We start from the raw sequence: 21,952 nt of genomic DNA, 5'->3' as shown, positions 1-21,952 counted from the left end.
CAGGTGAACCCACGAATCGTGGGTTCACCTGTCCGGTATGTCTGGAGACATCACAGAGCGGAGGGTGTGGGATTCGAACCCACGATGACGGTCACCCGCCATACCGGTTTTCAAGGCCGGATGGCTTGCAGGCTGGAAATGGGCTCTGACCTGGGCAGACTCCGGCGCTGCGGACGTGAGCGGAGGCACGCGGGCACTATGCGGGCACAGAGCGCCGATTCCTGGCCCCGCAAAGCAGCGATCGGCCCGCCTCAGGTAGCTGAGACGAGCCGATCGGATCGGGGGATATCAGGCGCTCAGGGCGGCCTCAACGCGCTTGCGCGCCACCTCCTCTTGCCCATCTAGGAACTTGGCGTAGACCCTCAGCAGCACGTCGACGCTGTGCCCTGCCCAGGCAGCTACTCGGGGCGCTTCCACACCGCCCGCGAGCCAGGTGGACACGGCCGCGTGCCGTAGATCGTACGGCCGCTTGGCGAGCTTCGAAGCCGCCGCGTCCTTCTTGCCGAAGGCCCGTTCCCGCACCTTCTTCCACATGGTTTGGTACGTGACCGCCGGGAGGTCGCCTCCGCGTGTTGCCCAGAACAACCGCCCGTCTGCATCAGTGCCGTACTCCTTCAGGTGCTCATGGAGGATCGCTGTGAGCGCGGGCGGACACGGCACCGGCCTGACCTCGCCAATGGCGCGGTGCTTGAGCTGACGGTGATCCCGGTCGTCCCCGTCGTCCGTCCAGACCGCTCCGGCGTACGGACTCGACTGTTCGAGCAGGATCTCTCCCCACCCCACCGATGGCAGTACCAACTGCGAGCGTCGGAGGTTCACGGCTTCCCCTGGCCGCAAGGCTGAGTAGTACATGACCGCGAAGAACGCGACCATTCTCGGTCCGCTGCCGGGCATCTCCCCGGTTGCGGTGAGAAGCGCACGCGCCTGCGTCGGGTTCACCACGGTCCGGGGATCGACCGCAGCGCTTGCCTGCTTTGGCGCGGTCCACTTGATCGAGCCGATCGGGTTGCGATCGAGCAAGTCCAGCTCGACGGCGTAGTCGAGCGCGTTCGAGAAAACGGCGCGCTTCCGCGCGGTTGTTGTCGCTGCCGCCGGTTTGCCGTCCAGCTTGCTAGCCAATGCGTTGAGCGCGGCCCGCAGAGTCTCGCCGCGTTCTAGCGCGGACACTGGCCTGCAATTCTTCTCGACCCATACGAGCGCGGCTCGTACGTCGTCGGGCATTTCGCCGTTGCGTCGCCTGGTGTTGAATGCCCAACCGTGCAGGGCTTTGCGGACAATTTTCGCGTCGGGCATGCCCTTGTCGGTGCTGAGCATCACGGGCGTGATTGAGACGAGCGAGTCGCTGATACTGCGCCTGGTGGTCGCGGCGGCGCGTGGCCATTTCAGATCCACGTACTTGCAGGCGAATTCGTACCACGGCATCGCCACGGTCCTCGCCTCTGAGACTGGCCGTCCCGTCTCGGTGTCGAACGCTTCCCCGTTGCGCTGAGCGGTAACGAGTGTGGATCGCTCAGTGTCTGCGAGAGCCGATGTCTGGAAGGTCTTCTTGAACGGCTCACCGGCAACTCGCCACCGAACCGTGTAACTGAACCGGTCACGCTTCAAGGCGTTCTTCTGGATCTTCGGCCAGATCCGTACGTCATGTGAGCCTGCCATCAGGCGGCCTCCTCCCGGCTGTCCAGCCAGCGTTCGAGTTCGATCCTGCGAACGCGGATCTCCCCGTTCGGCAACTTGATGCAGCGCGGCCCGGTTCCCTTGGCTCGCCAGTCGTAGAAGGTCGAGCGCGAAACACCAAGGTCGGCACAAACCTCATTCACGGTCAGCCGTTCCCGGCTGCTGATCGCTGTTGTGGGCGTCGCCACGATGCGTCTCCTTCGATGCGTACATGTCGGGTTTCTGCGACACCTGAGACAGGCCTCCGCGCGCCTGTCCCAGGTGCTTGCGCTGGTCAGATGAGGTGCTGGGACTCTGGGACACCTGGGACAGGCCCGGTGTCGGGCGGGAAGTAGCGGCCTCCGTCGCGGCGGCGTAGTTGGCCGTCGTCGGCCATGCGTGCGCAGGTGCGGCGGATGGTGTCGCGGTCTTCCCCGAGCGCGTCAGAGATGGCCTTGGGGGTTGCTCCGGGCGACTGCCGCAGGTAGGCCAAGATCCCGGCGCGGGTGCGGTGCAAGGTGTGGTCGACAGCGGCCCCCGCGAGTAGCTCCCAGGTGCCGGTGTTTGAGTCGAAGCGCATCGCGCGTTCGGCTTCGTCTACGTCCCTGCCGGTGATGTGGAGTACGCCGTCAGCCTCACCACGTGGCCGCTTCAGCGCCATGATCGTGTCGGCCGCCCCGACGATGCCGTTAGTGCCGGACAGCTCGGCGGTGAAGTCGTCGGCGGCCATCTTCCGCAGGTGGTGCACGAGGACGACCGCGATGCCGTAGTTGTCCGCGATGCGCTTCGCGCGGCCCATGGCGGCGTAGTCGGCGTCGTACGGGTTGACGCCGGACGGGCTTGTTCCGCGCATCTTCGCGAACACGTCGATAACAACCATGCGCGCATTCGGCCGGGTGTCGAGCCATCCACAGATGGCGTCTGCGCCACCGGCGGGCAGGGTCGGGAACTCGGTCAACAACGTCAGTCCGGCCGGTGCCGGGTTGCCACCGAGGATCTTGCCCATACGGCTTTGCAGCCGTCGAGGGGTGTCCTCCAGGGCGAGGTACAGCACCTCGCCCGGATCAACGGACACTTCACCAAGGACCGGTGCACCGGCGGCGATGCCGAGCGCGAGATTGAGCGACAGCCACGACTTCCCGGCCTTGGGTGCGCCGGCCAGCAGCGACAACCCTTCTGGGATGAGGCCGGGCACAGCCCAGCGCGGCGGCGCAAACTCCTGTGCCATCAACCGATCGGCCGTCCATGCGTTCGCGAACGGATCGACCTTCGCCGGGCGAGCCGGTTCGGGACCGGACCGTTCCTCGAGCGGCGGCAGCCAGTCGGGGTAGATCACCTCAGCCATCCGGTACGTCTCGTCCGGATCGGGCTCGTACGCGGGTTCCATCACGCAGCCACCTGACGCGGGCGCTTCGCTCCGGCCCTCAGCCCGGATGAGATCGTCTTGTCGGCTTCCCATGCCGTGTACGCACCGGACGCGATCTGTGCCGACGCAGCGTCAGCGAGGACAGCGCGTACGTCCGGCTCGGTGAGGGAGCCACCGGCAACCAACTGCCCGAGAGCAACGGCAGCGGTGTAGAGCACGTGGTTGCGCTGCCCCTCGCAGGCAGCCCGAACACGGGTGGCTTCGGCCCGGATCGCGGCATCCAGGTAGCCCGACCGGCGGCCCGTTTCGAGCTGGACGGGCGCGGCCTGCTGAACCGGCGCGGGGGAGGGCCTGAGCGCCTGTGTGAGCCACTGCGGAAGGGGAGCCGGGGTGATGTCGTAGACGGCGCGGTAGCGGCGTCCTGAGGCCACAGAACCGGCTCCAACGACGTAGCCACCGTGTGCGCGGGTATCGATCAGCCAGCCGAGCCGAGCTTGGGTGTTGCGTAGCTCGATCCCAGCCGGGGCAGCGAAGTAGAGGTGTTCGCCGCCGCGTCCCGTCAGCACGGTGTGGGTGTTCCAGGGATAGCACTCTCCCGCCGCGTCCGCGCGATCGGCGAGCACGTCAGCTCCGCAGGTGAAACCTGGCTTGCGCCACGCCTCCGGTGCCGTCTGGCCGGGCTTGGGCTGGTCCAGGTCGATCACGACCAAGCCGGACGGGCCGCACGCGATGCCGACGCCGTACGGGCCAGCAGACCAGCAACGCTCGATCCGCGCCGTGTCGGTGGTGGCGCGGTGCTCCCAGTCCTCTACCGCCGGGCGCTTGCCGTCCGGGACGAGCGGGAACACGTGCCAGCCGCGCAAAGCGGCAGTGAGGGCGGCGTTCAGCAGGTCGTTCATTGGTGGTTCCTCCTCCGAGATGGGTCAAGCGGCGTGGGCGTAGTCGGCGGCGTCGATGCAGTCGACGCACCGGCCGTCCGAGGTGGGGATGCAGTAGGTCTGTTCGCGGTGGCATTGCCCGCAGGTACGACGAGCGCGCATCGCCTTGTCCAGGGCGTTGAGGACTGCCGGGGTTGCGCGCCGGGAAGGCTTGGCGAGGTCGAGCCGGTAGAGCCATGCCCAGCGCTTGCCCTTGCGCCACGCCAGCAGCGCGTAGGGCTCCTGTCCTCCCGGGCACATGTGCATGGCGCGGAGCTGGCGGCGAGTGGCCAGACCGGCGGGTGCCCAGCCGAACCTGAATACCGGCGTCCCGTAGTACTCCCACCCAAGTGCGTACTTGCCGTTCCACAGCTCGACGTAGACCGAGCGGGCCGGGTGGAGGCTGACTCCGAGCGCGGCGGCCACTATCGGTTGCCCTTGCTGGTCGAGTTCTGCCCGGCTCCCCGGACGGCGCGGATGTGGTTGACGATGTGGCGTCCGAGCCGGACCCGCAGGCCGCTGCCCTGGCACTTGCCGCAGTGGCGGTACGCGCGGCCGAACGGGGACTTGAACTTGCCCGCGCCCTTGCAGCGGCGGCACTTGCCGAACGGCCAGATCAGGCAGCTCAGCAGGTACAGGCCGACAGCGACGGTCACGATCAGTAGGACCGTGGCGACCTGGCCGGCGGTGTGGACGGCGGCGGTGAGAGTAGCGGCAGGGTCGCTACTGTGGGTAGCGGTGTTGAAGGTAGAGGTAGCGGCGCGGGACAGCATGGGAAGCCTCCTGAGGCCGGATTTTGGGCGTGATGAGCCAGAGCCGCGACCCGCTACCTGCGGAAATACGGCCTGGTCAGCTATGAGATTTGGGGTAGCGGTGTGGGGTAGCGGTGCCGCTACCGGTAGCCGTTGGTGCGCTACCTTCGACGGCCGACCACCCCACCCGCTTTGGTCACGGTGAGTTACGTGTTGCGGCGGTCCATCGCGGCGCGGATGTCGTCGGCGCGGCAGCCCTTGCGGTTGACGCCGTCTCGCTTCACGTCGCGCGAGGGGACCTTGAGTGCGCGGGCCTGAGCCGAGATCGCGTCGGGCGTGGTGCCGTCGTACTGCTCGGGCATCTGCTCGGCGAGCCGTCCGGCGATCGCCTCCCAGTGCGCGGCGGTGTCGGCACCGAGCACGGTGAGGATGTCGGCCAGCACATCGCGGCTCTCGCGGGCCAGCTCCTCCCCGGCCGCGTCGCCGGACAGGGTGCCGAGCCGTTCGCGGTGCTTGCGGGCGGCGTCGAGGACCTTGTCCGCGTCCTTGCCGTCGGCCAGGAACCCGCGCACGGTCGGGGTGTGGTCGCTCGCCCCGTACAGGTAGCCGACGCCCCGGAACTTGTCCCCGACCGGCAGCGAGGACGCGTCGTAGCCTTCGGCGTAGGCGTCGCCACCGAGCACGGCCATCGACACGTCACGGTTGCCGCACTTGAGCGCGAACCGGATGGTGTGGTTGTCGCGGTAGCGGTTGAACAGCCGCTGCACGTCACCCGCGCCGACACCGGACGGCTTCTGCGAGCTGGACACCAAGATCACGCCAGCGCTCGGGCCGATCGCGAGGATCTTGGAGAGCTTGTCCGCGACCTGCTTGTTCACCTCCTGGCTGGCGGTCTCGAAGTACACCTGGAACTCCTCCATCACCAGCACCATCACCCGCAGCTCCGGGTAGCGGCGGTCACGGGAGAGCTGCGGGGTGAGCTTGCCGTCCGGGCACTCGTCCACCGGCAGGGACGTGAGCTTGGCGTTGACCTTGTCGATGTGGTCGAGCACCTCGTCCAGGACGGCGAGCAGGTGCCCGATCGGGTCGTCGTCGAGCGGGTTGGGCAGCTCGCCGAACACCATCCGGTGCGCGACCTTGCGGAACCCCAGCCAGTCCGGCGACTTCTTGCCGTCGACAACGATCAGCTTCACCCACGGGTCGAGCGCGGCGTGCAGCGCGACTAGGCGCGCGGTGAACGTCTTGCCCTTCCTGGGCTGCGCGCCGACGAGAACCGAGAACCACATCAGCGACAGCTCGACCAGCCGGTCGCGCTCGTCCTTGCCGAGCCGCATCGGCTCCCAGATCGACCGCTGCTTACCGTCCAGCATGTCCGTGCGACCGGCCGGGATCGCGAGGGGATCCTTGTCGGCGACGAACAGCACGTGACGGCGGCTGGACGTGTCGTCCTCGGTCAGGAACACCTGCCGCATGTGCACGTCCAGGCCGGAGGCGATCTTCTCCCGCGACTTCAGCACGTCGGACCACGACTTGCCCCACGGCAGATCGATCACGACCTGAGTACCGGTATCGGAGGCGTCGCGGGACATGATCGACCCGAACGTCACTTGCTGGTCCGCCTTGTCCGGATTACCCAAACCCGCAGCGTAGTAGGCACGTAGAACCACGTCCGAGGTGAGTTTGCGGTACCTGGGCGCGACGACTGCGGTACCGATCAGGGTCTGACCGGCCGGGCGTCCGTAGTGCGCCAGAGCACCGGCCGCGATTGCACCAGCCGCGACCAGAGCCGCACCCGGAGCCGACGTGTACGCGATCGGCGCACCGATCAGCAGACCCAGGTTCTGCACGGCCAGCACACCGCCGCGCCACATCCGCGTGGCCTTGAGCTGGCGGTGGATCTTCTCCCACTCCCTCAGCTCGCCAGCGTCAGCCGCCTTCTGCTCAAGGGCAAACGAGTTCGGCACCCACCACCAGTTCACCTGGTTCCGCACCAGCCGCGTGAAACCGCGACCAGCGAACCAGCCGAACTTGACGCCGTACCAAGGCGTGCGGACCGCGTGGAACGCAGCCACGTGACCACTGCGGACCAGCGCCCGCCGGACCGTGCCGCGCAGGTTCCCCGGCCGCAGATGTACGGGGATGATGGGATTCCGCGCACCCTCCTGCACAGGCAGCATGAGTCCCGGGGTGTCCACCGGGACCAGCACATTCCCGGTCGCCGGGTCGTCGTCGGCGTCGCCGTCCAGGGCGATTTCGTAGGCGGTGTCCATCCTCTCGACCTCGCGCGCCGACAGCGGCACCACCGCGCCGGCGGTTTCGTCGGCCGGGCGCGGGTCGTCATCGCGGCGGGTGCGGTGGGCGTCCAGGTCGATCGGCTCGGGCAGGTTCTCAGCGTGGTTCTCGGTCATGTCAGCGGCTCCCGTTCTCGCGGGTGTGGATCAGGTGGGCCAGCGCGGCGCCCATGCCGAGTACGGCGACGGGCAGGCAGGCAACGGCGGTGGTGATGGGCCACGGAGCGGCCGTGACGCCTTGGGCGTCCAGGAGGTGGTAGGCGACCTGCCCCAGCGCGCCGAGCGCCAGCGACGCGAGGGCGGACGCCTTGGCGAAGCGGCGTGCGCGGGCGGGGACGCGGCCGGACAGCCACACCCGCAGCGCGAACGCGGCGTAGGTCTCGACCCCGATCGGCAGCGTGATCGCAGAGTTGATGGTGAAGTCGTCCGCGATGCCCGGCAGCCGGGTGCACGACACCGAATCCGGTCAGCTCACCTAGTCCGACCCAGCCGGACCAGACAGCGACGAACGCGGGCAGCGCCAGCAGCAGCACCGGCCACGACCGCACCGGCCGCGCGTCCTCTTCGGTCTCGGCGGCGGTCTCCGCAGCGCCGTCGTCGGCGGGGGAGATGCTCTGCCGGTACCGCAGCCGCGGGAGCCACTTCCGCCAGCCCGAGCGCTCCGCCGAAACCGGGTCTCCCGGCGGTGTGACCTGCGCAAATGTCTCCACAACGTCCCCAGCGGCCGCCTCGGGTGTCTCGGTCACGGGCTCGGTCTCGTCGGTGTCGGGAACCGAGTGCAGGTGCGTCTCCGGGCGGGTCTCGGTCCGCTCCTCGATCAGGGCGGCGTGGACGGCCTTGGCCTTGTCCTTGCCCACCCGCAGGTGCTTCATCAAGCGGTTCTGCGACGGAACCTCGCCCAGCTCGACCACGAGACGGCGTGCGGCCGGGATCAGGTCTTCCACCGGGACCGGATACGACGTACGAAGCGGCGTGCTCATGCGACGACCTCCGCACCAGCGGCGGGGACGGCCAACTCACGGGCGATCTCCGACACCCGGCGCTCAGCCCGGCGGATCCGGCGACGGTCCAGGACCGACGCGTTCGGACCGGCGTTGACGAACGCGATTTCGGCGTCCAGCAAGTCCCGTTCGGCCGCGATCAGCGGCCACTCCTGCTCAATTGCCGCCAGATCGGCGGCAGACGGTTCGTCGTCTCGGAGGACCGAAAGGTGGATGATGGTCATGGGTTGTGCTCCTTCTCAACGGACTAGTGCGACCCAGACGCCTCGGCGGTTGCACCCGCCGGGGCGTCGCTACATTCGGAACTGACCTGTCTTACCTGTGCCAACAAATCTGTACCAACAGGTGGCACTGGGTAACCGTCACATGACCACCCCCCGCAAGTCAAGGCTGTTGGGTAGAGTTGTTGGTACAGATCTGTTGGTACTGATCAGAGGAGCAGTCAGTTGACGACCGATGGACCAGCTCGAACCGCAGCCGGGGTGCATCTGCATGAGGCGATGGCGGGTGACCTGAGGAGAGCTATCGAGACTGGCGAGCTCCCGCCCGGCGCAGCTCTGCCGAGCGAGGCCGAACTCATGCAGCGCTACAACGTCTCCAGGAACACGGTGCGCGGCGCTCTACGGACACTGGAGAACGCCGGGCTCGTCACGAGCGTCAAGGGACGCGGGCGGCACGTCAGCCGCCGCGAGCCCGTGTGGATCTACGCATCACGCTCGGAGAGCCGAGCACGCAGGAAGCCAACGGGCGTGGACTCCTGGGTAGACGACGTAGAGGCACAAGGCCGCCGGGCCAGGACGGATATCAGGGTCGCGGTAGTACAACCGCCGGCCGACGTTGCCGAGCGACTGCAGCTCGCACCTGGTGGGCTGGCCGCCGTCCGGCAGCGCGTGCGTCTCGTTGATGACCAGCCTTGGAACATCAACGATTCGTACTACCCGATGGAGCTTGCCCAGGAGGTTCCGGCAATCCTCGATCCGACCGACGTTGTCACAGGTCTGACTGTGCACCTCGCTGACCGTGGTCATGTCCAGGTCTCCTACCTAGACGAAATTACAAGCCGGATGCCCACACCAGACGAGGCGAAAATGCTCGAAATCGGCCCCGGCGTTCCGGTAACGATCCAAACTCGCACTGGCAGCGCAAAAGACGGCACCCCGATTCGATGCACCGTAAGCGTGCTTCCTGGTGATCGACACCGTCTTCTCTACGAGGTTCCAGCGTGACAAGCATTAGGCGGGCTGCGCCTTCTGATCTTGATGCGTTTCTGGATGTGCTAGCCGCCGCGACTGCCCGGCTGCACGCACGCGGCATCAATCAATGGCCACCCCGGTTCGCCCCGAGCAAAGTCCTTCCCGACATTGAGGCTGGCCGGGCCTACATCGTCTGTGACGGGCATGAGGCCGTCGGCACAACGATCCTCAGTACGAACGGAGACACAGACTTCTGGACCCCAAGTGAATTGGCAGATCCTGCCTGTTACGTAAGCAAGATAGCGACCGCCAACGGATACGGCGGCCTTGGGTCAGCGCTCCTAGATTGGTGCGGTCGTGAGACCGCACAGCTCGGCGGCAAACTGCTGAGGCTGGACGCGTGGCGCACGAATTCCGATTTGCACAAGTACTACCTTTCGCAGGGATTTCAGCACGTACGAACGGTCGTGCTGGCTCACCGAAACTCTGGCGCACTATTTGAGCGGCCAGCTCGCGACGTCACTACGGAAGCCATGCTCAAGTTCGGGCTCACGAGCCCCTCCGGTCACTTCGAAGGCTGAATACACGCGGCACCATGACGCGCGGCGGGCGGACACCCCGCTAGAGCCGAGACTCGCCCCTGCTCGGAGCTTCCTCCGCCACCTTGAGCAACATCGTCATCGGCTCGGCAATGGCGTCATAGCCGACGCTCACAACCTCTGCTCCCGATGCGTTCACAGCCTCAGTCAGCAGATCAATCCAGAGCATTCCATCTTTGCCAGGATTGTTCTCCAAGTACTGAGCAACAAATTCCTTGGTCCTGACGAAGCGGTAAGGCATCGCGACCTCCTCAGCGCATCATCGTCGAAAACTTGCGGGCGGATGTAGTCACCGTGGCCAGTACTTCGGCGGTGTCTTCTTCGGATCGGTGATCTCATACCTGCTGCGCGGATCGATTGCCGTAATACGTACAAGCCGTTGGCTGGATTCGTTTGCCAGCTCGGCGATCAAGGGCGGCATCGCAGCGAAAATTGCCCCCAGGGCGAGCCCTAGCCCGTGCAGTCCAAGGCCTGGCTTCTGCCTGTACCGGACGTGATGGATTCCGCTGCGCTTAATGGCCTCCGTCTCGAAGATGTCATCTAGTTGGTTGGCATCATTCGTCACGAACACGTCATAGCCCGCACGCGCCGCATCCCGGAGCACCGGAATGTCCTTCTTGTTCAGCCAACCTAACTCGTGAACGGTCGTGACACTGTGCCCCTTCAGTACGCGCCGGAGCGGCTCAACTGCCTGCACAGGAACGTCCTCGTCCAACAGGATCCGCATCAGGCTGCAGAATCAGCTCGCCGGCCATAGCGGTCGACGTAGTCGGCTAGATCGGTCGCATCCTGGGCCGCTAGTGCGCCTACCTGGGGGTAGTACTCTGCTATCTCGTCGTACGCAACGCCGTCACGTACGAGGCCAGCCACGAGGTCGAACGGCACCCTCGTGCCCAACACCACCGGGTGGCCGCCACGGACCTCCGGATCGACCGCAATGTAGTTGCGCGGCCTGATTAGGTCAGGGACGGTCAGCCGTTCATCGACGTCAAACGACCGGAGCACGTCACTCATCACGACGGTCACATGATGGCCAGGGTGCTCAACAAGGTCGATCGGCGAGGCGTCGCCCTCCGGAACCAGGACCACGCTGCGCCCCTCCGCGACGAGGCGATAGTTGGACAGGTGCTCGACCCGGCCGATGTCTTGCAGTGTGTCCAGCGCCCGACGGATTCTCTGTAGAGATATGCGCTCGCTACGAAGGTAGACAAAGGTGCGCAATGCAACGACGTCACGGAATGAGTACAGCACCGGCCGGGCGGATACCTCGGGGACGAGAATTGGATCGCGGGACACTGATCCACGGCGCCAGTAGGCGAGCTGGCGCAGCGATGCTCCAGACAGGGCTGCCGCTAAACGTGGTCGGTAAGCCATCGGAGTTGCCGCCCCCTCATCTCGCGTTCGATCCGTACAGCATGCTAGCGCCGCAGGTCATGGGAACAGAGCATTCAGCGACAGGGAACTCTCGGGTCCCACCAGGACACACTCGAACGGCAACGGTTCGGTGCGCCCCCCGCTGTGCTGAGGCTCAGTCGATCGCGGCCGACGCCTCCGGCTGGTGTTGTCCCACCTGTCCCACTGTCCCAGAACCAGCGCTGACCTGCAGAAATGTCTGGGACAGCAGGAGACATTCGGTGTCCCACCTGTCCCACTCGCCCGAACGCCCTCATGTTTCAGCTCTCCTCCGGAACAGGAGCGCTGAAACACGAGGGGCAGGCAAACCCGGCCGGGGAGTCTCGACGTGGGTCCAGCCGGGCCAGGAGGGCGCGACACCGCCTCCATTCCTCGCGGGCACAATACGGGCACGAACAGCCGTAGATGGTCGATGCCAGCCGGACACGGCGCGGCACGGCCGGACAGGTTCCCGATCCGATCCCGTCAGCGTTTCCGCAGGTCAGCAGCCCGATTTCGCGTCGGGATGAGCGGAGGGTGTGGGATTCGAACCCACGATGACGGTCACCCGCCATACCGGTTTTCAAGACCAGCGCACTCGGCCGCTATGCGAACCCTCCAGGCGACGTGGTCGCCGATCGTCGAGGATAGCGCGGGGGTCGGGGGCGGGGCTAACGGGCGTGCGGGGGCGGGGAGTGGACTGTAGGGTCTGCGGAGAGGCGGACGGGCCGCCTGGTTGTGCGGACGGAGGTGAGGGCAATGTCTCGGCTGTTCGAGGACATGGCACGCACCGTCCGGTCGGCTCGCTGATCAGCGACTGACCGGATCACCCGCCGGCGCCGGAGGGCGCCGGTTGTCAGGTTGTTCCGTCATGCCCTCAGGAGATCTGGATGCGATCCCTCCGTACCGCTCTGCTGCCCTCCGAGCTCGGCCCCGACTTCGGCAAGATCTGGCCGGCCGCGATCATCTCGAACCTCGGCGACGGCGCGATGCTCGCCGCCGGGCCGCTGCTCGTCGCCTCGATCACCCGTGAGCCCGCCGCGGTCGGCGCGGCCGCGTTCGTCCAGCAGCTGCCGTGGCTGCTGTTCGCATTGTTCAGCGGGGCGCTCGTCGACCGGCTCGACCGCCGGCTGATGATTGTTGCCGCCGACATCTTTCGCTCGCTCGTCCTCGCCGGCCTCGGCGCCGCCGTACTGCTGGACACCTCGCCGCTGTGGGCGATCTACGTCGCGCTGTTCCTGCTCGGTACGGCGGAGACGCTGGCCGACAACGCATCGGGTGCGCTGCTGGTGAGCGCCGTACCCAAAGAGCACCTGGGCAAGGCGAATGCCCGGTTGTTCGCCACCGGCACGCTGTTGCAGCAGCTCGGCGGGCCGCCGCTTGGCGCGTTGCTGTTCGCTGTCGGTGCCGGCGTACCGTTGGTGTTCGACGCCGTCACCTTCGCCGCCGCGGCTGCCCTCATCGCACGAGTCGCCGTACGTCCGCCGCTTCCAGACAGGTCTGGTACGGCGCTCTGGAGCGAAGTGCGCGACGGGGTCCGCTGGCTCTGGGCGCACGCGGGTGTGCGGACGCTCGCGTGCTCGATCCTGGTCATGAACATCACGTTCTGTGCGGCCTTCGCGACCTGGGTGCTGTTCGCGAGGGAGCGGCTCGGCCTGAGCGAGACGCAGTTCGGGCTGCTCGTGTCGGTCGGTGCGATCGGTGGGCTGCTGGGCATGCCGGTGTACCACCTGCTGGAGCCGCGTGTCGGCTCGCTGACCCTGCTGCGCGCCGGTCTGGTCATCGAGACGACAGTGCACCTCATCCTCGCGCTGACGCGGAGTCCGTGGGTCGCCGGCGCGACGATGGCGGTGTTCGGCGTGCATGCGGTGGTGTGGGGCATCGTGTCGACCACAGCGCGCCAGCTTGCGACACCGGAGCCGCTGATGGGGCGGGTGAACAGCGTCTACATGCTGGCGTCTGTCGGTGGCGCGGCGATCGGCTCGGCGCTGGGCGGCGTACTGGCGCAGAACTTCGGCCTGGCCGCGCCGTTCGCCATTGCGTTCGTGGCGATGGTGCTGATGACAGTGGTCGCGTGGCGGCCGCTCAGACACGTGTCGGTACGGCGGGAGCCGGCCAGCGACCCAGTGGCCGACTGAAAAGGGCTGGAGGCTCTCGGCCGGGACTTGCTACTGTCTTTGGCCGAGAGCCCCAACTGTAGTCAGGGGAACACCCCTGGTGGAGTGGTCTCGTAGCTGCGCTGCGAGTGGGCCGAGTCGATGCGATCGGAGCACTCTGTCATGCCTACAGCCACGTCCCTCGGCCTTCCGAACGTCCGCGGCCGCCTACCGCTGCTCGTCGGTCTGGCGATCGACTCCTTCGGCGGCGGCTGCGCCGGACCGCTGCTGCTGCTCTACTTCGTGCGGGTCGCGGAGATCCCACTGGGTACGGCGGGCACGCTGCTGACCGTGGCGACGCTCTTCTCGATTGCCGCGCCGGCCGCAGTGGGGGTGGTGGTCGACCGCCTCGGGCCGCGCAATCTGGTGGTCGGGTCGCAGTTCGCACAGGGGCTGGCGTTCACCGGGTTCTTCTTCGGGCGGTCGCTGTGGCTGCTGTTCCTGTGCGCACTGGTGACCACGTTCGGCCAGCGGGTGTTCTGGTCGTCGATCTTCAGCCTGCTGTCGGACGTCGCCGACGAGGGTGACCGCGACAGGTGGTTCGGTCTGGGCGGCATGATGCAGGCTGGCGGCTTCGGACTCGGTGCACTGGCTGCTGGTGCTCTGCTCGCCGCGGGTGGCGAGACACCGTTCCTCATTGCGATGGCTCTGAACGCGGTGACCTTCTTCCTGGCCGGCCTGCTCCTGCTGCGGCTGCACCCGTCGCACCACACGCGCCAGGTGCAGGACACCGGGCCGGCTCCGCTGCTGCGCAAGGACAAGCCGTTCCTGGTGCTGATCGGCGCCAACACCGTCCTGGCGCTCTGCACGATGCTGATGGGCGTTGCGCTGCCGGTGTACGTGGCTGAAGCGCTGCCCGCACCGAAGTGGCTGGTCGGCGTGTTGCTGGCGGCGGTGTCCGTCGTACTGGCGACTGGACAGACGCTGGTAGTGCGGCACACCGAGAACCGCCGACGTACGAACGTGTTGATCGTCGCCGGTGTGACCTGGGCCGTGTGGGGCGTGCTGATGGCGTCGCTGTTGCACATCCCGACCGCGCTCGTGGTGCCCGGTCTGATCCTGGCCACGGCGGTCTTCGCGTTTGCCGACGTACTGCATGCGGCGACCTCGAACGCGCTGGCCGCGGCGGTGGCGCCGGTCGTCGGGCATGGGAAGTACTTGTCCTACTGGCAGTACTCGTTCACCTTCGCGGCCGTGCTGGCGCCGGCCTTCTTCGCGCAGCTCTTCGAGGTCCGCCACGAGTTCCCGTGGCTGGCCCTCTCGGCGCTGGCGTTGCTGGCCGCCGCCACGATCCTGATCCTCGATCGCGTCCTGCCGCACTCGACCACGCAGCGCCGCTGAACCCAGGCGGTTGACGGCTCAGGATGTCATGTCGCAGAACATCGCTGACAGTTCTGGTGGTCTTGGTGGTGACACTTCGGTCATCCGCTCGGCCCGTCGACCGTTGTCTATGAGCGTCCAGAGCTCTTGTTAGCAAGCGCGCTCAGCCGCGATAGTCAGCGGATCTCGCTCCAGCGGGCTCCGGTCCAAGGTGGCAGGTCGAGCGAGCGGGATGCCCAGCTGAGGCAGATCACGGCGATACGTTGAAAGACCTTGCGGAGCCACTGCGGAGCCTGCGTCTCGTGAGCGGCCCGGCGAGCGCACTGACCGGCGATGTGGCCGCCCAAGGCCCTCCTTCAGGTAGTACGTCGAACGGATCCGGGCCGCCTTCGAGTGGCAACGTAGCGAGTGCCGAAGCGAGGTCCTGCTGCGGATTCCCACGAACGGCCTGGGCCCAGTCCACCAGCACCACGCGTCGACCCACGAAACACAAATTGTCGCTCCGGACGTCGTTGTGCACCAGCGCATCACCCCCGACTGGGACGTTGCCCTCCGCTTCCACCAGTCCATCCAGCGCAGCGCTGAACCAGGCCTCGCTGCACAGGCCGAGCGCCAGGAAGTCATCCGCCTCGCGCTCGATCAACGGCCATTGCGGCCGGAATCCGTCCCGGGCTGACGGAAGGGATGCCGGCGGGGGCAGCTCACCGACCCGCCGCAGTGCCGCGAACAGGAGATCGAACTGACCGGGCTTCCACGTCACCGGGTCATGGTCGGCCGGCCAATGCGCAGCACGCAGATCCTCCATCACAAGGACCGGGCGGTCTCCGTCGTCGAGCCAGGCCAGCTCTCGAGCGACCAGGTCGCTATCGACACTGGAGACGATCTCATGCTCTGTACGGAGCCCTTTCGCTCCCGCGTCATCGACCGCAGCCTTCACGAAGGCGCTCGAGCCGTCAGCAAAGCCAACGACGAAGGACGCGGCCGACAGTCCGGTGTGCGGCCGATGCCAGTCAATCGGCTCGTTGCCTAGTGCCGACGCAATCAGCGTGTGCAGCTCCTGCGTCGGGGGCCCGTCCTTTGTCAGAGCCATACTGTGCTTCTCCAAGCCGGTTGGATCTTGACTGCTCCGAGCGCCAGCGCCGGTCGCATCTTATCGTCGGCGACGACACGATCACCGTCGCCGACACCGACGGAGTGGTCCTCATCGAACACACCAGACCCGCGCCCGGCGCAACGGCAGACCCAGTGGACCCGCGCCTACCAGGCCGAAACGTCACCGAAGTCCTGACACATCCATAGTCACCGATGTCCTGATGCAGAACCGTCACCGATGTCCTGAGACATCACAGTTGACGGGTCAGGATTCGTTGCATTCGATCGAACATCTGTTCTAATGTTTTCCTCGTTCGCGGTTCTCCACCCCGGATCGTCCCGGCGACCGAACCTCCCACCGCTGATGTGGACCGGCCGCCCGAGACGCCGCCGCCCGGGTGCGTGAGGGCCCGGGCAGTGGAGATCCGCACGCCGAAACGGGTACAGCTGACGAGGACGAGGTGATGCTCAGCGAAGGGACAGCGCGCAATGCTGCTCGAACACCGCGGCCGACGACCGGTCGTGCCCGAATCCGCTTACGTCGCACCATCGGCAGTGCTTTGCGGCGCCGTCGTACTGGCTGAAGGCAGCCGCGTCCTGCACGGTGCTGTGCTGACGGCGGAGAACGGCGAGGTCCGTCTCGGTGCGAACAGTGTGGTGATGGAGAACGCCCTGGTGCGCGGCCGGGCCGACCATCCCGCCCTGCTCGGCGACGCGGTCCTGGTAGGTCCCCATGCACACGTGAACGGCGCCACGGTCGAGGACGAGGTCTTCATCGCCACGGGCGCCGCGTTGTTCCCCGGTTCGGTCGCCGGCGCAGGCGCGGAACTCCGGATCAACAGCGTGCTGCACGTGAACTCGCGCCTGGAACCCGGCACGGTCCTCCCGATCGGATGGATCGCGGCCGGCAACCCGGCCACGCTCTTCTCCCCCGACCGGCATGAAGAGCTCTGGCAGGTGCAGCGCGAGTTGGACTTCCCCGGGACGGTGTACGGCGTCCCCCGCGGCACACCCATGCGCGAGATCATGGCCCGCCAATCAGCATTCTTCGGCGCCCACCTGGATGACCGTCAGCTACCCGACCCCGAGTAGCAGGGTGGTCGGAAGGCCAGCCGCCTTGAGGTCAGCAGGATCAATGGCCCACCGCCGACCGCAGGCACCCGGGTTGTCGGGCTGGGTCATTGGCTGGTCAGGCTGTGCAGCTCGAAGCGGCGGACTTGGGATGGGGTTCGGCCTGCGCAGGTGAGGCGGGCGTCGACGGTGTCGAGGTGCACTGAGAGTTCCACTCGGAGCTGCGCGGTGCCGTCGGTGAGGTCGACTTGCCAGTGGTCGGGGTGGAGTTGGCGGACGGCTCGCGGGAGGAGTGCGTCTACGGCGAGGGAGTGGCCGGCGGCGCGGGCGTAGTGCTGGGCGGCTTGGACGGGAGGGATGAACGCACCTGATCCGCGGAGGAGGTCAGGCACGACGAGACCCTCGTCGTGGTGCTTGGCGAGCTCGACGGCGCGGGGTGCTGAGACGTGACCGTAGAACAGGCTGTGCGGGAGGACGACGACGTTGGCGGCGAACCGGTCGCCGCCGATGTGGCTGCATTCCCAGGTGCGTTCGGGATAAGTAGCCGCCAGCGCGGCCGCCACCGGTCGCCCGCGTACGGAGCAGCACGCGTCGTGCCGTCCGTGCGTGCACACCAGGTACGCCGGCTCGTCGCTGGGCTCACCTGGATCCGTGCCGGCGAGCACGTCCAGCAGATGCTCGTCCGACGGCAGCTCACCCCACCGCATCGACTCCCGCCCCGGCCGGCAATCCACCAACCCCCACCTCCGCGGCATCCGCCGGTCAATCCGCCCGAACCGCCGGATCAGCACCGGCCGATACCCCAGTTCCGCACACCGCCGTGCAACCTCCGCGCCAAGGTCCGCACCGGCTCCACCGAGCACACCGGATGCCCCGGACCCACCAGGTGCCGAGGGTGCGGGCGCGACACCGGTCGGCCCAGAAGCCGCGACCCCGGACCCACCAGGTGCAGAAGGCGCGGGCGGGGCACCGGTCGGCGCAGAAGCCGCGGGCGCGGCACCGGTCGGTGCAGAACGCGCGGGCGCGACACCGCTCGGTGCAGAACGCGCGGGCGCGACACCGCTCGGTGCAGAGGGCGCGGGCGGGCCACCGGTTGGTGCGGAAGGCGGGTGGCGGAGGCTGGTGAGGGCGGTGCGGGGCCAGGGGGTGTGGGATTCGATGAGGAGCCAGCGGGTTGCGGGTGGGGCGGTGGCGAAGAGGGGGTCGCCGCGGAGGTCGGCCAGGGCGGCGCAGCCTGTCTCTGGTCGGTACCTTTCAGCCACCACGCCTGCCCGCCTCACGCCTCACGCCACAACCTCGGAGCTGACCAGGCCTCAGCCTGGTGTTGCCAGTCGCAACCAATCTACGCACTCGTCGCGACGAGGACTGCCTCGGTCAGGAGGCGTCGTACCAGAACCAGCTGGTCCTGTTCGGCCAGGCCGGGTAGTTCGCCGACCTTGTGGTCGGTGCCGTTGCACAGCGCCTGGACCGCGTCGAGGGTGGTTGCCGGGAAGGTGATGGTGCGGTCGGGGAGCTGGAAGGTGACCGGATCGCCCGGCAGGACGCGGCAGCGCAGACCGGGCCGGAGTCGGACTGTGGTGCCGACGGCCAATGAGGCGATGGAGGCAGCGTGGGCCAGGGGAGGCAGTGGGGCGGGGCGACTGGTGGGCCAGGTGCGGCGGCGTAGACGGGCCGCCAGTTCGTCGGGGCGAGCGGACTGGATCTCCTTGATGAAGAGATCGGCCACCTCCGGCAAGAGCTCGCTGAGCTGCGCGGGGTCGGCAGGGTCGGAGCCGAGCGGCAGTGCAGCACGCAACGCGGCCTGGTCCGCGGCGAGTGCCGCCAGCTCCTGCACAAGCAGGTAGCGAGTCATCGTGTGGAGGCCGACCGTTAGGTGCGCGCTCACCCCACCAAGCGCCTTCGCCGAGTGCAGGAATCCCCGAGGGACATACAGCGCGTCCCCGGGCCGCAGTACGTCGTCGACCACCGGCGCCTTGTCGCGCGCAGCAGCCGCAACCGCCGCGGAGTGGTCCGTCCACGGCTGATTGCGCAGCGGATCGACGTGCACCGGCTCGTGCACGGTCCAGTGCTTCTCGCCCGCCACCTGCAGCACGAAGACGTCGTGTACGTCGTAGTGCGCCGAGAACCCCTGCGACTCGGCAGGCGTGATGTAGGAGTTGATCTGCACCGGATGACCCGCGTCGACCGTCAGCTGCGTGGCGAAGTCGACGAGTGCCGGCCAGGTGCGGTGCAGCGCCTGCAGCACGACGGTATGCCCGTCGGCGAACAGCGCGGCCACCTTGTCGTCACGCACCTGGTCGGCGATCTCCGCGCCGACGCCGCCCGATCCGGTGAACTCCTTGTCCCCGACGACCGCGCCGTTCTTCGCGATCCGCAGGAACGGTGTCCGCAGGCCGCGGCGGGACAGCAACTCGTCCGCGGCCTCCAGGCTGAACAGATCGTCGTACGGCGCCGGCAGGTCCGGACCGTGTGACAGCAGCGCGCGCTTCCCCCAGTAGGAGCGCGCGAACTCGTCCAGCTCACCTGCTACACAGCGCCGGAGAGCCGGGCGCTCGTCCGGCAGCAGCCCGGCCCCCGGCACCGTCCTCACCAACTTCCGGAGCTCCCGCTGGCCCCACCGTCCGCCCCGCCGTCGGTCGCGCCCGGGTCGGCGCCGCCGTCAGCAGGTCCTTCCGAGCCGCCCCCGGCGCCACCATCGGCACCTCCGTCGGCGCCGCCGTCGCTGACACCAGGCGAGGCGCCGCCGTCCGCGGGCCCTTCACTGCCGGCTCCACCGTCGGCACCGCCATCAGTGCCACCCGGCATCGCCCCACCATCAGCAGGCCCTTCACCACCTGAGCCACCTGAGCCACCCGAGCCACCCGAGCCGTCACCGGACCCGTAGCCACCAGCCCCGCCGTCCGCACCGCCATCAGTCGTGCCCTGACTGGCTCCACCGTCGGCCGGTCCCTCGGAACCGCCGTACCCACCGGCTGTGGTGTCGTTGCCCTCGCTCGAGCCGGCTGAGCCTCCGTACTCGCCGGCGCCGCCGTCGGCACCGCCATCCGTCGCACCCGCGGTCGCGCCGCCGTCCGCCAGGCCTTCTTCGCCGTCGGACGAGGTCGTCATGTCGTCGTTGTTCAGACTCATCGTGCTGCTCCCTTCGCAAGTGGCCGCGAGTGCCGGGACGTGAGCAGGCACTCTGCGACCATCCTGTGCGCAAATGGGAGACGGACTAAACCCCGTTCCGGTTACAGCGGCCACTCGGTTCCACGGCGATGGCCGCACAGGTCGCGCCACACCTTCACGAACGCGTCGGTGATCTCCTCCGGCCGTACGGCGATCCGCAGCCAGTCGGCCCCGAGTCCCGGGAACGTGTCCCCACGCCGGACCGCGTATCCCCGCTCCCGCAAGGCGTTTCGCAGTACGTCGGCGCCCTCGACCCGCACGAGCACGAAAGGTCCCCGCGGGACGCCGTACGTCGCGACCGAATCTCCCAACGCGTCCAGCAGATAGGCACGATCCCGATCCAGAACAGCCGCGGCCTGAGCAGCCTCGACGACCGCATGCTCGTTGCTGCAGGCAATCGCCGCGGCCAGCGCAGGAGTGGACACCGGCCAGTGCGGCTGCACAGCTGCCAACTGTTCGATGAGCCCCGCCGCGGCGAGCACGTAGCCGACCCGCAGCCCCGCGAGCCCCCACGTCTTGGTCAGGCTGCGGATCACCACCAGCCCGGGAATCGAGGCGCCGGCGAGCGACTCCGGCTCGCCGGGTACGGCGTCCATGAACGCCTCGTCCACCACTAGGACCCGGCCGGGCCGGGCCAGCTCGCGCAGGTCGTCGGCGCGATGCAGCACGGAGGTCGGATTGGTCGGGTTGCCAATGACAACGAGGTCGGCGTCGGCCGGTACGGCGCTCGGATCGAGACCGAATCCGTCTTCCGGCCGCAGGATCACCCGGTCCACCAGATGCCCGGCCGACCGCAGCGCCGCCTCCGGCTCGGTGAACTGCGGATGCACGACGACCGCATGTCGCGGCCGGAACGCCCGCGCGACCAGCACGAACGCCTCCGCCGCCCCGGCCGTCAGCAGCACCCGATCCGGCGTCACCCCATGCCGAGCGGCAACCGCTGCCAGCGCCGCCTCCTGCCGCGGGTACGACGCCAAGTCGCTCAGACTGCCCGCGATCTCCTCGACCAGCCAGCCCGGCGGCGTCCCCACCCGGACGTTGACCGCCAGGTCGACCAGCCCACCGCCGACCTCGAGATCGCCGTGATGATCCAGATCAAACCCATCGGCCACCCCAGGAGGCTAACCGCTCGGACCGTGCCCGGAGCTGTGAGTCCACTCACCGAGGCTGCACGATGTACCGCCGGTTCTTCAGCGACGGGTTCCGATGCCTCACCTCGGCCAAGCGGTCGGCGGACAATGAGGCAAAGGCAGGTCCGTCGGCCTCGCCGGCGGAGGCGATCGCAACACCTTGAGGGTCGATGACCTGGCTGAGACCGCAGTACTTCTTCCCGTTCTGCGCAGCGGCCGCCACGTAGCAGGTGTTCTCCAAGGCCCGCGCGGTCAGCAGAGTGGTCCAGTGGTGCTCCTTGAGCGGTCCGCGAACCCAGGCCGCGGGTACGACGAGCACCTGCGCGCCGGCGTCCACCAGAGCACGCGACAGCTCCGGGAAGCGCAGGTCGTAGCAAGTCATCAGCCCGAAGGACAGCCCGCCGATCGAGACGACGACCGGCGCGACATCACCCGGCGTCAACTGGTCCGACTCCTTGTAGCCGAAGGCGTCGTACAGATGGATCTTCCGGTACGCGCCCAGCAGCGAGCCGTCCGCCCCGACGGCCAGCAACGTGTTGTACGGACGGTCCTGGTCGCAGCTGCGCTCGAACATCCCCGCCACGATCGCCACCCCGTTCTCGACCGCGCTCTTGCGCAGCGTGGCGACGAACTCCCCGTCCAGCGCCTCGGCGGCCTCCGCCACCGACCCGCCCTCGACGGCGAAGTCGGACATGATCGCTTCCGGCAGTACGACGAGGTCGGGTTGCTCGCGCGCCGCGTCGGCGACGACTCTGGTCACCAGCTCGCGGTTGGCGGCCTTGTCGTAGCTGCTGGCGGTCTGCATGACAGCGATCTTCATAACTCCATGGTGCCCGAAAGCGCCGATGGGG

Annotated in this window: 22 protein-coding genes and 1 tRNA gene; 4 read left to right on the top strand and 19 right to left on the bottom strand. The window is 67.8% G+C overall.

Translation table 11 applies throughout. The features are described from left to right. Window positions 1-288: 288 nt before the first annotated feature. The 9 genes from ACWCOV_RS36130 to ACWCOV_RS36090 all read right to left on the bottom strand — a co-directional run bounded on the left by ACWCOV_RS36130 (window position 289) and on the right by ACWCOV_RS36090 (window position 8,204). Window positions 289-1,656 carry a tyrosine-type recombinase/integrase gene (locus ACWCOV_RS36130; RefSeq protein WP_449833865.1) on the bottom strand — a complete coding sequence of 456 codons (1,368 nt, stop codon included), beginning with the start codon at window positions 1,654-1,656 and terminating at the stop codon, window positions 289-291. Then, window positions 1,656-1,862: a helix-turn-helix transcriptional regulator gene (locus ACWCOV_RS36125; protein WP_449833864.1), complete on the bottom strand. Its 207-nt coding sequence runs from the start codon at window positions 1,860-1,862 to the stop codon at window positions 1,656-1,658. The genes ACWCOV_RS36130 and ACWCOV_RS36125 overlap by 1 nt, the downstream gene beginning before the upstream one ends. Window positions 1,863-1,948: 86 nt before the next feature. Then, window positions 1,949-2,998: an AAA family ATPase gene (locus ACWCOV_RS36120; RefSeq protein ID WP_449833863.1), complete on the bottom strand. Its 1,050-nt coding sequence runs from the start codon at window positions 2,996-2,998 to the stop codon at window positions 1,949-1,951. 41 nt (window positions 2,999-3,039) lie between these two features. Continuing rightward, on the bottom strand, window positions 3,040-3,918 hold the full coding sequence (locus tag ACWCOV_RS36115; protein ID WP_449833862.1) for a bifunctional DNA primase/polymerase: 879 nt from the start codon (window positions 3,916-3,918) through the stop codon (window positions 3,040-3,042). A gap of 24 nt (window positions 3,919-3,942) precedes the next feature. Then, window positions 3,943-4,362, bottom strand: a complete 420-nt coding sequence (locus ACWCOV_RS36110; RefSeq protein ID WP_449833861.1) for an RRQRL motif-containing zinc-binding protein — start codon at window positions 4,360-4,362, stop codon at window positions 3,943-3,945. Further along, window positions 4,362-4,592: a hypothetical protein gene (locus ACWCOV_RS36105; RefSeq protein WP_449833860.1), complete on the bottom strand. Its 231-nt coding sequence runs from the start codon at window positions 4,590-4,592 to the stop codon at window positions 4,362-4,364. Before ACWCOV_RS36105 ends, ACWCOV_RS36110 begins: the two co-directional genes overlap by 1 nt. Before the next feature lie 302 nt (window positions 4,593-4,894). Next, window positions 4,895-7,096: a cell division protein FtsK gene (locus ACWCOV_RS36100; RefSeq protein WP_449833859.1), complete on the bottom strand. Its 2,202-nt coding sequence runs from the start codon at window positions 7,094-7,096 to the stop codon at window positions 4,895-4,897. Between the two features lies 1 nt (window position 7,097). Beyond that, window positions 7,098-7,436, bottom strand: a complete 339-nt coding sequence (locus tag ACWCOV_RS36095) for a hypothetical protein (RefSeq protein WP_449833858.1) — start codon at window positions 7,434-7,436, stop codon at window positions 7,098-7,100. Window positions 7,437-7,955: 519 nt separating this feature from the next. Beyond that, window positions 7,956-8,204, bottom strand: a complete 249-nt coding sequence (locus tag ACWCOV_RS36090; protein WP_449833857.1) for a DUF6284 family protein — start codon at window positions 8,202-8,204, stop codon at window positions 7,956-7,958. Window positions 8,205-8,480: 276 nt separating this feature from the next. On the opposite strand from ACWCOV_RS36090, the gene ACWCOV_RS36085 reads away from it, so the two are divergent. Beyond that, on the top strand, window positions 8,481-9,206 hold the full coding sequence (locus tag ACWCOV_RS36085; protein WP_449833856.1) for a GntR family transcriptional regulator: 726 nt from the start codon (window positions 8,481-8,483) through the stop codon (window positions 9,204-9,206). A gap of 588 nt (window positions 9,207-9,794) precedes the next feature. Here ACWCOV_RS36085 and ACWCOV_RS36080 read toward each other — a convergent pair. The 4 genes from ACWCOV_RS36080 to ACWCOV_RS36065 form a co-directional block, all read right to left on the bottom strand. Continuing rightward, window positions 9,795-10,013, bottom strand: coding sequence for a hypothetical protein (locus ACWCOV_RS36080; protein ID WP_449833855.1), 219 nt, complete (start codon window positions 10,011-10,013; stop codon window positions 9,795-9,797). Between the two features lie 48 nt (window positions 10,014-10,061). Continuing rightward, entirely contained in the window at window positions 10,062-10,499 is a 438-nt protein-coding gene (locus ACWCOV_RS36075) for a DUF5615 family PIN-like protein (protein ID WP_449833854.1), read from the bottom strand. After that, entirely contained in the window at window positions 10,499-11,146 is a 648-nt protein-coding gene (locus ACWCOV_RS36070; RefSeq protein WP_449833853.1) for a DUF433 domain-containing protein, read from the bottom strand. Before ACWCOV_RS36070 ends, ACWCOV_RS36075 begins: the two co-directional genes overlap by 1 nt. 549 nt (window positions 11,147-11,695) lie before the next feature. Next, window positions 11,696-11,784, bottom strand: a tRNA-Ser gene (locus tag ACWCOV_RS36065). A 270-nt stretch (window positions 11,785-12,054) separates the two neighbouring features. On the opposite strand from ACWCOV_RS36065, the gene ACWCOV_RS36060 reads away from it, so the two are divergent. Both ACWCOV_RS36060 and ACWCOV_RS36055 read left to right on the top strand, forming a co-directional pair. After that, a complete protein-coding gene (locus ACWCOV_RS36060) occupies window positions 12,055-13,302 on the top strand; it encodes an MFS transporter (protein WP_449833852.1) in 1,248 nt (415 codons plus the stop codon). Between the two features lie 141 nt (window positions 13,303-13,443). After that, the gene (locus ACWCOV_RS36055; protein ID WP_449833851.1) at window positions 13,444-14,661 is read left to right on the top strand and encodes an MFS transporter; all 1,218 of its coding nucleotides are present in this window, start codon (window positions 13,444-13,446) and stop codon (window positions 14,659-14,661) included. A gap of 229 nt (window positions 14,662-14,890) precedes the next feature. Here ACWCOV_RS36055 and ACWCOV_RS36050 read toward each other — a convergent pair whose 3' ends face one another. Next, window positions 14,891-15,730 carry a phosphotransferase gene (locus tag ACWCOV_RS36050; protein ID WP_449833850.1) on the bottom strand — a complete coding sequence of 280 codons (840 nt, stop codon included), beginning with the start codon at window positions 15,728-15,730 and terminating at the stop codon, window positions 14,891-14,893. Between the two features lie 524 nt (window positions 15,731-16,254). Between ACWCOV_RS36050 and ACWCOV_RS36045 the strand changes: the two genes are divergently transcribed. Then, window positions 16,255-16,824: a gamma carbonic anhydrase family protein gene (locus ACWCOV_RS36045; protein ID WP_449833849.1), complete on the top strand. Its 570-nt coding sequence runs from the start codon at window positions 16,255-16,257 to the stop codon at window positions 16,822-16,824. 86 nt (window positions 16,825-16,910) lie between these two features. Here ACWCOV_RS36045 and ACWCOV_RS36040 read toward each other — a convergent pair whose 3' ends face one another. The 5 genes from ACWCOV_RS36040 to ACWCOV_RS36020 all read right to left on the bottom strand — a co-directional run bounded on the left by ACWCOV_RS36040 (window position 16,911) and on the right by ACWCOV_RS36020 (window position 21,921). Next, window positions 16,911-17,537, bottom strand: a complete 627-nt coding sequence (locus tag ACWCOV_RS36040; protein WP_449833848.1) for a sucrase ferredoxin — start codon at window positions 17,535-17,537, stop codon at window positions 16,911-16,913. A gap of 608 nt (window positions 17,538-18,145) precedes the next feature. Then, window positions 18,146-19,393 (bottom strand): cupin domain-containing protein, encoded by a 1,248-nt coding sequence (locus tag ACWCOV_RS36035; protein WP_449833866.1) that lies wholly within the window; start codon window positions 19,391-19,393, stop codon window positions 18,146-18,148. Beyond that, complete coding sequence (locus ACWCOV_RS36030) at window positions 19,390-19,932, bottom strand: BatC protein (RefSeq protein ID WP_449833847.1); 543 nt, start codon at window positions 19,930-19,932, stop codon at window positions 19,390-19,392. Before ACWCOV_RS36030 ends, ACWCOV_RS36035 begins: the two co-directional genes overlap by 4 nt. Window positions 19,933-20,033: 101 nt before the next feature. Further along, window positions 20,034-21,083, bottom strand: coding sequence for an Rv2231c family pyridoxal phosphate-dependent protein CobC (gene cobC, locus ACWCOV_RS36025; RefSeq protein WP_449833846.1), 1,050 nt, complete (start codon window positions 21,081-21,083; stop codon window positions 20,034-20,036). Window positions 21,084-21,129: 46 nt separating this feature from the next. After that, window positions 21,130-21,921 (bottom strand): carbon-nitrogen hydrolase family protein, encoded by a 792-nt coding sequence (locus ACWCOV_RS36020; RefSeq protein ID WP_449833845.1) that lies wholly within the window; start codon window positions 21,919-21,921, stop codon window positions 21,130-21,132. Window positions 21,922-21,952: the final 31 nt, after the last annotated feature.

The sequence above is a fragment of the Kribbella sp. NPDC002412 genome (assembly GCF_053592935.1).
The sequence above is the reverse complement of the archived record's forward strand: the minus strand, read 5'-3'. Positions and strand labels throughout refer to the sequence as shown.